General features: G+C 60.9%; 13 protein-coding genes and 1 other annotated feature. All 13 genes read right to left on the reverse strand.

The window, feature by feature from the left end:
• Positions 1 to 48: 48 nt before the first annotated feature.
• The 13 genes from ACESY8_RS04205 to nusB all read right to left on the reverse strand — a co-directional run bounded on the left by ACESY8_RS04205 (position 49) and on the right by nusB (position 12965).
• Complete coding sequence (locus ACESY8_RS04205; RefSeq protein WP_009256828.1) at positions 49 to 1218, reverse strand: AI-2E family transporter; 1170 nt, start codon at positions 1216 to 1218, stop codon at positions 49 to 51.
• A gap of 109 nt (positions 1219 to 1327) precedes the next feature.
• A complete protein-coding gene (gene tyrS, locus ACESY8_RS04210; protein WP_007489385.1) occupies positions 1328 to 2557 on the reverse strand; it encodes a tyrosine--tRNA ligase in 1230 nt (409 codons plus the stop codon).
• A 108-nt stretch (positions 2558 to 2665) separates the two neighbouring features.
• Positions 2666 to 2912 (reverse strand) — a binding site (T-box leader).
• A 66-nt stretch (positions 2913 to 2978) separates the two neighbouring features.
• Positions 2979 to 4682, reverse strand: coding sequence for a DNA repair protein RecN (recN, locus tag ACESY8_RS04215; RefSeq protein ID WP_054339249.1), 1704 nt, complete (start codon positions 4680 to 4682; stop codon positions 2979 to 2981).
• A gap of 24 nt (positions 4683 to 4706) precedes the next feature.
• Positions 4707 to 5159, reverse strand: coding sequence for an arginine repressor (locus ACESY8_RS04220; RefSeq protein WP_007489387.1), 453 nt, complete (start codon positions 5157 to 5159; stop codon positions 4707 to 4709).
• Positions 5156 to 6025 carry an NAD(+)/NADH kinase gene (locus tag ACESY8_RS04225; RefSeq protein ID WP_054339246.1) on the reverse strand — a complete coding sequence of 290 codons (870 nt, stop codon included), beginning with the start codon at positions 6023 to 6025 and terminating at the stop codon, positions 5156 to 5158. The genes ACESY8_RS04220 and ACESY8_RS04225 overlap by 4 nt, the downstream gene beginning before the upstream one ends.
• A complete protein-coding gene (locus ACESY8_RS04230) occupies positions 6022 to 6840 on the reverse strand; it encodes a TlyA family RNA methyltransferase (RefSeq protein ID WP_021631185.1) in 819 nt (272 codons plus the stop codon). The genes ACESY8_RS04225 and ACESY8_RS04230 overlap by 4 nt, the downstream gene beginning before the upstream one ends.
• Entirely contained in the window at positions 6833 to 8674 is a 1842-nt protein-coding gene (dxs, locus tag ACESY8_RS04235; protein ID WP_054339247.1) for a 1-deoxy-D-xylulose-5-phosphate synthase, read from the reverse strand. The genes ACESY8_RS04230 and dxs overlap by 8 nt, the downstream gene beginning before the upstream one ends.
• Positions 8675 to 8728: 54 nt before the next feature.
• A complete protein-coding gene (locus ACESY8_RS04240) occupies positions 8729 to 9190 on the reverse strand; it encodes a divergent PAP2 family protein (protein ID WP_007489392.1) in 462 nt (153 codons plus the stop codon).
• A 10-nt stretch (positions 9191 to 9200) separates the two neighbouring features.
• Positions 9201 to 10082 carry a polyprenyl synthetase family protein gene (locus tag ACESY8_RS04245; protein WP_021631187.1) on the reverse strand — a complete coding sequence of 294 codons (882 nt, stop codon included), beginning with the start codon at positions 10080 to 10082 and terminating at the stop codon, positions 9201 to 9203.
• A 2-nt stretch (positions 10083 to 10084) separates the two neighbouring features.
• A complete protein-coding gene (xseB, locus tag ACESY8_RS04250) occupies positions 10085 to 10318 on the reverse strand; it encodes an exodeoxyribonuclease VII small subunit (protein WP_009256822.1) in 234 nt (77 codons plus the stop codon).
• 16 nt (positions 10319 to 10334) lie between these two features.
• On the reverse strand, positions 10335 to 11540 hold the full coding sequence (gene xseA / locus ACESY8_RS04255) for an exodeoxyribonuclease VII large subunit (protein WP_054339248.1): 1206 nt from the start codon (positions 11538 to 11540) through the stop codon (positions 10335 to 10337).
• Positions 11537 to 12466, reverse strand: a complete 930-nt coding sequence (locus ACESY8_RS04260; RefSeq protein ID WP_434308003.1) for a tRNA (adenosine(37)-N6)-threonylcarbamoyltransferase complex transferase subunit TsaD — start codon at positions 12464 to 12466, stop codon at positions 11537 to 11539. The genes xseA and ACESY8_RS04260 overlap by 4 nt, the downstream gene beginning before the upstream one ends.
• Before the next feature lies 1 nt (position 12467).
• A complete protein-coding gene (gene nusB, locus ACESY8_RS04265) occupies positions 12468 to 12965 on the reverse strand; it encodes a transcription antitermination factor NusB (protein WP_007489398.1) in 498 nt (165 codons plus the stop codon).
• Between the last annotated feature and the right edge of the window lie 125 nt (positions 12966 to 13090).

Below are 13090 nucleotides of genomic sequence, written 5' to 3' on the forward strand. Positions count from 1 at the left end.
GCGAAGCTTCGCTTCGCACCTCCCTTCACTACTCTACTCGTTCAGTTTTTAAGGAGCGCCGTCCAGAGGCCTCCCGTTTCCGTCCAGGCGCTTGAGTGCCAAGCGTTTGTTGACCCAGTCCCGCACCAGTGCATACAGCACGGCAAAGGTGGGCACACCCAGTACCATACCCGGGAACCCAAACAGGCCGCCGCACACCACAATGGAAACCAGCACCCAGATGGCTGACAGGCCCGTGCTGTCGCCCAAGATCTTGGGGCCGAGGATGTTGCCGTCAAACTGCTGAAGGCCGATGACCAAGGCAAAGAACCGCAGGGCCGCCCAAGGGTCGACGATCACCAGAATCATCAGACAGGGGATGGCGCCGATGATCGGTCCAAAAAAGGGGATAATGTTGGTGACGCCCACCACGACGCTGACCAGCATGGGATATGGGATGCGGAAAATCAAGCAAAGGATAAAGCAGAGCACACCGATGATGGCCGAGTCGATCAGCTTGCCATTGATAAAGCCTACAAATACCCGGTTGGCATGTCCGCATACCCCGAGAAGCCAGTCCGCCCGCCGCCTGGGCAGAATGGCGTAGAGCATCTTCTTGATCTGCGGAACCAGCCGCCCCTTCCCTGCCAGCATGTAAACCGAGGAGATCAGTGCGGTAATGCCCGAGATCACCCCACTGCCGATGGCGTAGCCAAAGTTCAGCAGATCCGGCAGAGCCTTGGAGAGATAGGCGGCAATATTGGTCATCAGGTCCTGATAAGAGCCAATAGCCTCATTCAGGGCCTCCGCCTCCAGTCCAAACTGCTCGGAGAGGGTCTGCACCAGGCTGTTCAGGCTGGTCAGATAGGTCTGCATGTTGGTGGCCAGATCTACCACGCTTTGCGCCACCTGCGGTATGATCAGGTTGAGCAGGACCACAACGATCGCCAGGGCGATCAGATAGACCGTCAGAATCGCCAGCCCACGCCGGTGCTTCTGCTTTTGGTAGAGCTTTCGCTCAAAAAAGCACATGGGCGTATTGAGCAGATAGGCGATAGCAAAACCTGCAATAAAGGGCGTCAGCACACCCATAAATGTGCGCACCCGGACCGCGATAACATCGAAATTGGTCAATCCCACATAAAACAGGATAGCGGCCAACAGGACGATCAGGAGAGATAACGATCCCCGATCCAGAATATACCATTTCTTTTCCCCTTGCTTGTCCTTATCCTCCATGCCGCAATCCCCTTCCGTATTGGCTATCCTGTTAAGATTGTATCATGATCCAATCACTTCCGCAACCGAAAAAGGGCGCCGGAGGGGAATTATCCTCCGGCGCCTTTTTTCATTCACCGAGCACCGCACGGTGGAAGACCTTTTTTCCCTTTTTGAGCATTATACCCTCGCCGGAGAGCTGTTCGGCGGTCACGGCTGCGGCCACATCGGTGACCTTCTGACCGTCCAACTCCACCCCTCCCTGCTCCACCAGGCGGCGAGCCTCCTTCTTGGAGGGCACCAGGCCGCACTTGAGCATCAGCTCCAGCACCCCGATCGCCCCGTCAGTCAGATCGCCGGTGTCCAGGGTGGTGGTGGGCACGTTGGACTTGTCGCCTCCCTGGGCGAACAGGGCCTTGGCCGCGTCCTGGGCCTTCTGCGCCTCCTCCTCGCCGTGAACCAGCTTGGTCAGCTCAAAGGCCAGGATCTCCTTGGCTTGATTGAGCTGGGCGCCCTCCCACTTGTCCATCTCGTCGATCTGCTCAATGGGAAGGAAGGTGAGCATACGCAGGCACTTGAGCACATCGCTGTCGCCCACGTTGCGCCAGTACTGGTAGAACTCATAGGGACTGGTCTTGTTGGGATCCAGCCACACCGCGCCCTTGGCGGTCTTGCCCATCTTCTTCCCCTCGGAGTTGAGCAGCAGGGTAATGGTCATGGCGTGGGCATCCTTGCCCAGCTTGCGGCGGATGAGCTCGGTGCCGCCCAGCATGTTGGACCACTGGTCATCACCGCCGAACTGCATGTTGCATCCGTAGTGCTGGAACAGGTGGTAGAAATCGTAGGACTGCATGATCATGTAGTTGAACTCCAGAAAGCTCAGCCCCTTCTCCATGCGCTGCTTATAACACTCGGCCCGCAGCATGTTGTTCACGCTGAAGCAGGCGCCCACCTCGCGGAGCAGCTCCACATAGTTCAGGTCCATCAGCCAGTCGGCGTTGTTCACCATCTGGGCCTTGCCGTCACCGAACTCGATAAAACGCTCCATCTGCTTCTTGAAGCAGGCGCAGTTGTGCTGTATGGTCTCCACCGTCATCATGGAGCGCATGTCGGTGCGGCCGGAGGGGTCACCCACCATACCGGTACCGCCTCCGATGAGGGCGATGGGCCGGTTGCCCGCCATCTGGAGCCGCTTCATCAGGCAAAGGGCCATGAAGTGGCCCACGTGGAGGGAATCGGCGGTGGGGTCGAAGCCGATATAGAACACCGCCTTACCCTCGTTGATCATCTTGGAGATCTCTTCCTCATTGGTTACCTGGGCAATGAGGCCACGGGCCTTCAGTTCTTCGTAACAGGTCATAGTTTCATTCTCCTTTTCTTTCGTCCATAGGGACGCCCCTACAGTAATTGCTAATTAGTATGTCTGCACTTTGTGTTTTAATATAAAAAACGCCCCCTGTCCTCACGGACAGAGGGCGTTGTCAAACGCGGTACCACCTCTGGTTCACCATCCCCTCACGGAGACAGCCTCATGGAGTGCCAACACACTCCGGCGCGGTAACGGGCGCACCCGACACACCCCTACTGTGCGCTTTCACGCGGTTCGGGCGGCTGCTCCAGGGTGTATTTCCCGGCCTGTCCCCTCCCCCTCACACCAAGACGGGGGCTCTCTGGGCGGGACATAAGACGGTACTTCTCCCTGTCATCGCAGTCTCATATTGAGTTGGATTATAGTACGGGGCAGCCAGTTTGTCAAGGGAAAGATTTAACTCAGCAAAAGATTACTTTTGTTGAGTTAAAGCCCGCTTGAACCGTTCCGCACTGTCCAGCAGTTCCCCCGCCGCCTCCAGTGTCGCGCCGGTGATGCGCTCACCAGAGGTCAGCCGGGCCAGCTCCTCCATGCGCCGCTCCCGGCTCAGGCGCTCTACTTCTGTGAAGGTTCTCCCCTTGCGCTCCCCCTTCTCCACGGAGAAATGGACGTCCGCCATGGCCGCAAGCTGGGGCAGATGGGTGACGCAGAGCACCTGCTTGGTGCGGGCCACGCCCGCCAACTTCTCCGCCACCTTCTGGGCTGCCCGGCCGGACACACCGGTGTCCACCTCGTCAAAGACCAAGGAGCCCACGTGGTCATTCTCTGCCAGCACATTCTTGAGGGCCAGCATGATGCGGGCCAGCTCACCGCCGGAGGCGATCTTCTGGATGGGCTTCAGATCCTCCCCTACATTGGCGGACATAAGGAACTGCACCTCGTCCAGTCCGGTTTCGTCCATGGCGTACTCCCCTGCTTTGGGCCGGAACTCCACCTGGAACCGCACTTTCGGCATGTCCAGTTGGGCCAATTCGGTTTGAATACGCTCCTCCAGCGCCTTGGCCGCTTCACGGCGTGCCTGGCTCAGCGCCTCACCCCGCCGCCGGACCTCCTCCATCGCTTTGCCCAGATCCCTTTCCAACCGGGCGATGGTATCGCTGGAGAACTGAATTTCGTCCAGCTCCTTTCTGCACCGCTCCAGGTAGTCCAGCATATCCTCCACGGAGTCCCCGTACTTCTTTTTCAGCCGGTAGATCACATCCAGACGACTCTCCAGCTCGTCCAGCTCACCGGGTTCAAAGTCGAAACCGTCCCGTAAATCCCGCACCTGCTCGGCCAGATCATCGGCCGAGCAGCGCAGCTCCGTCAGCCTGTCCACCAGCTCCGCCACCTGCCCGCTCAGCCGGGCCGCCGCGTGGAGTGAACTCTCCGCCGCGCCGATCAGGCCGGCGGCCCCCTCACGCTCCTCATCGCCTGAGAGGGCCAAATGGGCGCCCTCTACCGCCTCAATCAGCTTGCCCGCATTGCGCAGCAAATTGCGGCGCTCGGTGAGGGCCTCCTCCTCCCCAGCCTTCAGTCCGGCCCGCTCCAGCTCGGCGATCTGGAACTCCAAACTGTCAATGCGCCGGGCTTTCTCCGCCTCGTCGATCTGGAGAGCCGCAATCTCCCGGCGCAGGACCGCAAAGCGGCCAAAGGCCGCCCGGTATTCCTCCTGCAGCGATCCCGTTTCTCCGAATCCATCCAGATACTCCAGGTGGCACCGCTCGTCCAGGAGCTGCTGGCCGTCGTGCTGCCCGTGGATATTGAGGAGCTGCCGGCCCAGTTGCCGTAGCTGAGCTACGGTGATTAGCCGTCCGTTCAGGCGGCACACATTCTTGCCGTCCGGCTGGATCTCCCGCTGGATCAGCAGATTTCCATCCTCGTCCGGCCCTCCGCCGTTCTCCTGGAACCAGGCCAGCGGAGGCAGGCCGGTAAAGACGGCATTGACGAGGGCGGATCTGGCCCCTGTCCGAATCAGATCCCGGCTGGTTCGCTCTCCGATGATGGCGCCGATGGCATCCACTACAATGGACTTGCCGGCTCCCGTTTCCCCCGTCAGAGCGTTGAATCCCTTGTCGAACTGAATGTCCGCCGATTCGATGACTGCGATATTCTCAATGTGCAACAGTGAGAGCATGCCGACCACCCCGCCGTTTCCGCTTTATTTCAGCATTGTGTGGATCTCGTTGCAGAACTCCTGCGCGTCCTCGTTGGTGCGCATGACCAGCATCGCGGTATCGTCCCCCGCAAGACTGCCCACCAGTCCTGTGATCTCCATGCCGTCAATGGCTGCGCAGGCCGCCGATGCCACTCCCGGCATGGTCTTGAGCACAATGATGTTCTGGGCCAGATCAAAGGAGATGACCCCCTCCTTGAAAATCGTGCGCAGCCGGCTGGCGACATTCAGCGACGCCTTGCGCTCTGACACCGCGTAGCGGTAGGTCCCGTAGCCAGTAAGCTCCTTGATCAGATGCAGCTCTTTGATGTCCCGGGAAATGGTCGCCTGGGTAGATTGGAGTCCGCGGGCCCTCAGCTCCGCCAGAAGCTGATCCTGTGTATCAATATCCTGTTCCTCAATAATGCGCAAAATCTCCTGCTGACGTTTTCCCTTCACGCCTTGGCACCTCCCAGTTTCTGACTTAGTATATCATAAAAGCTCCGACCTGTCACCCGTACCAGACGGGTCTTGGAGCTGGACATCTTCAGCTCCACCACATCGCCGCTGCCCAGACGAAACGCCTTGCCGCCATCTACCGACAAATAGGCAGTCTTGCGTGACTGCTTCCCCATTTTAATGGACACCGTACGCTCCCGTCCCAAGACGATGGACCGGGCGGAGAGGGCATGGGGACAGATGGGCGTCACAATCATATTCTCCGCCGTAGGCTCCACGATGGGGCCGCCCGCCGACATGGAATAGGCTGTAGAGCCGGTGGGCGTACTTACAATCACGCCGTCAGCGGAAAAATTGGCGATCATCACCTTGTCGCCATATACCTCCAGATCCACGACCCGGGCCACAGCCCCTTTCGTGAGGGCTGCGTCGTTCAGGGCGATGTCATTGAACAGCACCTTTCCATCCCGGCGGACCGCTACATCCAACATCATACGGGATTCGATCGTGTACTTCCCGGCCGCCAGCTTGGACAGCATGGACAGCTCGCTCTGCTCCAGCTCGGCCATAAAACCCACGCTGCCCAGATTGACCCCCAGTATAGGCACCTTGTGGGCGTTGGCGTCCTTGGCCGCGTGGAGGATGGTTCCGTCTCCTCCGAAGCAAACCAGCATGTCCGCGTTTTTCAGCTCCTCCTGGGTGTCCTTAAACTGGATATGCTTGGGAAATTCCAGATTGCTGCCCTCCGGGAGGAAGGGCAGACACATGGCGGTCTCCACCCCCACGTTCCGCAGAATCTTTTCCGCGGCCTGGGCCGCCCGCAGGCCCCGGTCCCGGTATGGGTTTGGGCTCAATACCACTTTCATTGTCCGGTTCCCTCCAATGCCCCGTGCGATGCCTCGACCAGAGCTGAAAGGTCGCCGTTCCAGGGCTCGCCCGCCCCGACACACAGGTGTCCCAAATATTCGATGTTGCCCTCCGGTCCTCGAATGGGCGAAAAGGTCATTTCCTTTACAGTAAAGTCCGCCTCATGAGCGTTCTGCAAAAACTGCCGCAGCACCTCCAGATGGACAGCGGGGTCCCGCACAACCCCCTTCTTGCCCACCTTCTCACGGCCCGCCTCAAACTGGGGCTTCACCAGACAGACTACCTGTCCGTCCGGCTTTAGGATACCCCGTAGGGCGGGTAAAATCAGCTTTAAGGAGATAAAGGACACATCCACTGTACCGAAGTCCAGCGGCTCTGGAATCTGCTCCGCCGTCAAATAGCGCACGTTGGTCCGCTCCATGCACACCACCCTGGGATCACTGCGCAGGCTCCAGGCCAACTGTCCATAGCCCACATCCACTGCATACACCTTTTCCGCCCCATTTTGGAGCATACAGTCGGTAAAGCCGCCGGTGGACGCCCCGGCATCAATGGCATGTACTCCCTTTAAGCGAATGCCGGAAAAAGTCTTGAGGGCTTTCTCCAGCTTCAGCCCGCCCCGGCTCACATAGGCCAACGCCTGTCCACGCACCTCAATCGGGGCGTTCTCCTCAACCTGCGTCCCGGCCTTGTCCACCTTTTGTTCCCTGACATAGACTTGACCGCTCATGATCACCGCCTGGGCCCGCTGCCGGCTTTCAGCCAGACCTCGTTCCACCAGCAGGACATCCAGCCGCTTTTTTACATTAGCCATGACGGCAGACCTCCAATGCTCTGTGATATAGGCTCGCCCCGTCCAAACCGCACAGCCTTTGAAGCTGGGGCACCGTTCCATGGGTAACAAAGGCGTGTCCGGTATTCGCCAAGGCCAGCCTTCGCACCTGGATGCCAGCGTCAAACAGGCCTGCGGCGATGCGCTGCCCCACACCGCCCGCCGCCGCGCTGTCCTCCGCAACCAGAAGCCGTCCTGTCTTTTGAACAGAGGCAGTCAGCCGCTCCAGCGGAATCGGTGTAATGGTATTTAACTTCACAACCTCTGCCTGGATGCCATTCCGTGCCAGACGGTCAGCGCAGTCCAGAAGCTGGTTAAGCATCATACCATAGCCCGCCAGGGTAATGTCCGCTCCCGTCCGCAGCAGGGTGGCTGGCTCCACCGGGACGCTGCCCTGGTAGGCGCCCTCCCCTCCCCTGGAGTAACGGACTGCCACTGGACCCTCCACGTCATAGATGGCATAGCGCAGCATCTCCCGCAGCTCCTGAAAACTGCTGGGGCAGAGCACCGTCATGCCGGGGATGGTATCGAGAAAGGCTGGATCAAAGACGCCGTGGTGGGTCTCGCCGTCCTCCCCCACCAGCCCGGCCCGGTCCACCGCCAACACCACATGGAGCTGCTGAAGCGCCACGTCGTGGAGCAGCATATCGTAGCTGCGCTGGAGGAAGGAGGAGTACACTGCAAAGACCGGGCGCATCCCCTGCTTGGCCATTCCCGCTGCCATGGCCACCGCATGGCCCTCGGCAATGCCCACGTCAAAAAAGCGCGCCGGAAACTGACGGGCAAAGCGGTTCAAGCCGGTTCCCCCCTGCATGGCGGCCGTAATGGCACAGAGCTTGCCGTCTTGCTCTGCCAAGGAACAGAGGGTCTCTCCAAACACGGCGGAAAAGCTCTCCCCTGAACCATGCACCAGCTCCCCCGTCTCTACACAGAAGCGGCCAACACCGTGAAACTGATCCGGATTGCGCTCCGCTGGTGTATAGCCTTTTCCCTTCACAGTTCTTACATGGAGCAAAACAGGTCCATTCAGCTCCTTTGCATAGCTCAAAAGCTGCGTCAGATACTTGACATCATGCCCATCCACTGGTCCCAGGTAGGTAAAGCCCATATCCTCAAACAGGCTGCACGGCAACAGACTGTCTTTGATGGCCGTCTTGATCTTGTGGGTTGCATGGTAGATGTGACCGCCCAGCGGCAATACGCTCATGACCTTACGGTAGCCCTTCTTAAAGCGCAGGTACTGGGGCTTCAGCCGCTGGCGCGCCAAATGCTCCGCCACGCCGCCCACGCTCTTTGTGATCGACATGCCGTTGTCGTTGAGAATGACGATGAGCGGTTCCCCGCTGTCCCCCGCATCGGACAGGCCCTCATAGGCGAGCCCGCCGGACAAGGCGCCGTCGCCGATCAACGCCAGAACATGATAGTCCGCATGTTGTAATGTTCTTGCCCTTGCCATTCCAATGGCCACCGATACTGAGTTAGAGGCGTGTCCCGCGACAAAGGCGTCGCTTTCACTCTCCACCGGTTTGGGGAAGCCAGCAATTCCGCCGAAGGTACGCAGCGTTTCCATCGCCTGATTGCGGCCGGTGAGAATTTTGTGGGCGTAGCACTGGTGTCCCACATCGAACACCAAACGATCCCGTCCGGTGTCGAACACCCGGTGGATGGCGACAATCAACTCCACCGCTCCCAGGCTGGAGGCCAGGTGGCCGCCGGTGCGGGAAACCGTGTCGATCAGGCGCGCCCGCAGCAGCCGGCACAGCTCCACAGCCTCACCGTCGTTCAGTTCTCCCAGTTGATTTGGTACGTGATTCAGATCAAAATTCAGAATGGTTCCACCTCCCGGCCCACAAAGGCCCGGAATTCAAAATTACGTCCACAGCCAAGCGCCCAGCAATCCTACACTGATACCCAATAGGCCGCCCATCAGCACTTGGAACGGCGTGTGCCCCAGGAACTCCTTGAGCTCCTTACCGAAAATGGCGGGCTTCATCTCAGTCCAGTGTTCCATGATATAGTTCAGGATTTTGGCCTGCTCCCCCGCCGCCTTGCGGACATTGGCCGCGTCGTACATCACCACAATGGCGACCACGGCAGAAATGGTGAATACGGGCGACGCCCAGCCGTACATATAGCCCATAGCCGCCGCGCAGGCGCAAACAAAGGCAGAGTGGGAGCTTGGCATTCCCCCGCTGGAGAGAATATGGCGCCAGTCCAGCTTTCCCTGGGAAATCAGCGTGATGACAAACTTGAGCACCTGGGCGATCGCCCAGGCCAGGATGGACAGGTTTAAAATCAGATTTCCGGTCAGAAAATCTACGACATTGCTCATATAAGTCCTCTCATTTCTCGCGGCCGGCCAGCGACTGCGCCAGACCGCGGAGGCTCTCCGCCTCCGAACCGAAGGGCGCCAGGGCCTCCACCGCCCGGTCGGTCAACTCCGCCACCAGGATGCGGCAGTCCGCCAGACCTTTGAGCGCCACAAAGGTGGTCTTGTCGCTCCTGACGTCTGAACCGATGGGCTTGCCCAAGGTGGCCTCATCACCCACTACGTCCAGGATATCGTCCTGAATCTGGAAGGCCAGCCCCAGGCAGTCGGCATAGCGGCACAGGGCCTCCCGCTGTTCCTCCGCTCCGCCGGCCACGGCGCAGCCCATCTCCACAGCCGCTCTGATCAGCGCACCGGTCTTGAGGCGCTGAAGCTCCTCCACCTCGGTCAGGCCAAGGGCGCGGCCCTCGCCGGCCATATCCAGTACCTGTCCGCCCACCATGCCGCGGCCGCCGGCGGCCCGGGCCAGGATGCCCGCCGCCTCCAACACACGCTCCGGCGGAAGCTTCTGTCCCGGGGCCAGCATGGTCTCAAAAGCCGCCGTCAGAAGGCCATCGCCGGCCAAAACCGCGTTGGCTTCGCCAAACACCTTGTGGTTGGTAGGGCGGCCCCGCCGCAGATCGTCATCGTCCATGCAGGGCAGGTCGTCGTGAATCAGGGAGTAGGTGTGAATCATCTCAATCGCCCCGGCAAAGGGCAGGGCATCCTCCACTGCTCCGCCGCACAGGCGGCAGGCCTCCAGCACCAGCACGGGCCGGAGGCGCTTTCCGCCGGCCAGAAGGCTGTAGCGCATGGCGTCATACAGGTTCCCACGGGGCGCACAGTCCTGGAAACAGGCGTGCAGCCAATCCTCGATCCGGGCCCGGTGCTCATCCAGCCGTTCCAGCTCCGCCATGGCTATCCCTCCCCCTCAAACGGCTCCTCTACCGGTTTTCCATCCGGCCCGGCCAGGAGCTTGGAGACCTTCTGCTCCGCCTTGTCCAACTGTGTGGTGCATTTCTTCATCAGTCTGGTCCCTTCTTCAAAGAGGGCCAGCGCATCCTCCAGAGGAGCGTCACCCTGTTCCAACTGTTTTACAATCTCCTCCAGCCGCGCCATGGCCTGTTCAAAGGTTACTTTCTTTTCCGCCATCTATTTCGTCCTTTCCCTATCCGGCAGGTTCAATCACTTTACAGGAAACCTTGCCATCCGTCATGCGCAGGCGCAACGTCTCGCCCGGCATGGCCTCCTTCGCGGAGCGAAGTACCGCCCCGTCTGACCGCTGGGGAATGGCATAGCCCCGGCCCAGTACCTTGAGGGGACTCAGGGCGTCCAGCGCCGCTGCCAATCGGGCAAAGCGCTCCCGCTCCCGGCCCATGGCCCCGGTCAGTCCGTGGGCCAGCCGGTCCCGCTGGTAGTCCAGCAGCATCCGCCGGTCATTGATATAATTCATGGGGTCCTGTAGCGCCCGGCAGCGCCCGGCCTGCTCCAGTTCACGGCAGGCCCGCTCCAGTCGGCGGCCCATTGCCCCGGTCAAGCGGCCTTCCATCTGCTCCAGCCAGCCATAGCACTCGTTCTGATCCGGCACCGCCAGCTCCGCGGCGTTGGAGGGGGTGGCCGCCCGGAGATCCGCCACAAAATCCGCAATGGTCACGTCGGGCTCATGGCCCACGGCGGAGATGACCGGAATCTCAGAGGTGTAGATGGTACGGGCCACGTCCTCGTCGTTGAAGGCCCAGAGATCCTCCATGGAGCCGCCGCCCCGTCCGGTAATCAGCAGGTCGGCCACCCTATGCCGGTTGGCCCAGGCGATGGCCGCGCAAAGCTCCCCAGGGGCCTCCGCCCCCTGTACCCGCACCGGCAGCACCAGCACCTCCGCCAGCGGCCAGCGGGCCCCCAGTATGCGGAGCATATCCCGCACCGCCGCCCCCGCCGGGGAGGTAATGAGGGCGATTTTTCGGGGATAGCGCGGGATGGGCTTCTTGTGGGCCGGGTCGAACAGCCCCTCTTGGTAGAGCTTCTGCTTGAGCTGTTCAAAGGCCACATGGAGGTCCCCCACGCCGTCGGGGGTCAGCTCACTACAGTAGAGCTGATACTGCCCGTCCCGTGGAAAGACCGTTACCCGGCCAAAGGCCACCACCTTCATGCCGTTTTCCGGACGGAACCGCAGGCCCATGGCCTCCCGCCGGAACATGACACAGCGGATGGCCCCCTCCGCGTCCTTCAGGGAGAAGTAGTGGTGTCCGGAGGGATAGGCCTTGTAGTTGGAGAGCTCTCCCCGCACAAAAAGGCCGGCCAGAGCACCGTCGCGGTCCAGCAGGCCTTTGATATATTGGTTGACCTGGGTTACGCTGTAAATTGGGGCGTTCTTCATGCCTCGGCCTCCTGTCTCAGACTGCGCCAGGCCAGAATGGCCGCCCCCATGGCGTTGTCGGTGGAGTACTGGGGCGCGGCAAAGGCTGCGTCGCTCATAACAGTACGCAGCAGGCGGTTGGAGGCCACGCCGCCGGAGCACAGCACCGGCAGGCCGGGCCAGCGTTTCCGGGCCGCGTCGGTGGCCCGACGTACTGCCGACGCCACCGTCTCCAGGGTAAAGCGGGCGATCTCCGCCGGCGGCTCTCCCTGCTCTGCCAGCGCCTTTCCCTTATTTTCCATCCCGGAAAGGGAGAATGTCAGGTCGTTCAGCTTTACAGGAAATCCCCGTACCGGGCCGCTCTCCGACGCCAGGGCATCCAGCGCCTTTCCCGCCGGGAAGGGCAGGCCCAGGAGCACGCCGGTGCGGTCGATGAGCTGTCCGGCGGAGATGTCGCTGGTGCCGCCCACGCATTGCGCCCTGACATTGACCCCGTCCGGCTCCACATAGAGCAGCTCTGTGGTGCCGCCGGACAGGTGCCAGGCCAGCATGGGCCGGTCCAGCAGCTCCAGCCGTCCCGCTGACCAGGCGGCGGCGGCGATGTGGCCCTGCTGGTGGGATACGGGGTAAAACGGCACGCCCAACGCATCCGCCAGTGTCCGCCCCTGCCCCTCTCCCACCAGAAAGCAGGGCATATAGGAGCCCTCCACCGCCCTCGGCCGGGCACTGGCCCCCACGGCGGACAGGCCGGTCAGCCAGCCCTCCGCCCGCAGCTCGGCAAAGCGCCCAGGCAGGTGTTTGATGTGCTGGAACAGCGCGTCGCTCTGCCGCAGACCCAGCTCGCCGGGGCGCACCTCCAGCAGCCGGCCGGCGTTATAGCCGCCGCTGCCGTCAAATACCGCCGCCGAGGTGGTGTAGTTGCTTGTGTCGATGCCCAGTGCGCGCATATTACGCCTCGTCCTGCGGCCGCTCCGCCGCTGGCTTGAGGCCCACCGGCTCCGGCGGGCACTCGTTGCGGACGAAGGAGCCCAGGATGCCGTTGACAAAGGACACGACCTCCGGCTCCTCATAGTGCTTGGTCATCTCCACCGCCTCATTGATGGCGGCGGCGTTTGGGATATCCTGCATATACAGGATCTCATACATGGCCACCCGCATGATCGCGATGGCCACCCGGTTCAGACGGGAGTATTTCCAGCCGATGGCATACTTCGAGATGTATTCATCCAGCTCGGGGCTGTGCTCATACACGCCCTTCACCAGCTTGGAGATATACTCCCGCTGCTTCTCATTGGGGAACTCCGCATAGAGCGGCTCCTCCTCCCCAATCTGCTCAAAGGTCTTGCGGTTCAGCGCCTCCGCCAGCAGTTCCTCTGCCGTCTGGTTGGTAAAGCCCAGCTCAAAGGCAAAGTGGACGGCAATCTCTCGGGCAGCAGTTCTGGTCATTCCGGTTCCTCCATGGCGGGATAATCCCGCGGCTTTTTGTCATAGATGATTGTATTATACAACAACCATGCATAAAAAGAAAAGAGCAAATTCCACGCAACGTCAAAAAGCCCAGGGCGCGCCCT

This window comes from Clostridium sp. ATCC BAA-442, from assembly GCF_964239415.1.
GTDB lineage: Bacteria > Bacillota > Clostridia > Oscillospirales > Oscillospiraceae > Flavonifractor > Flavonifractor plautii.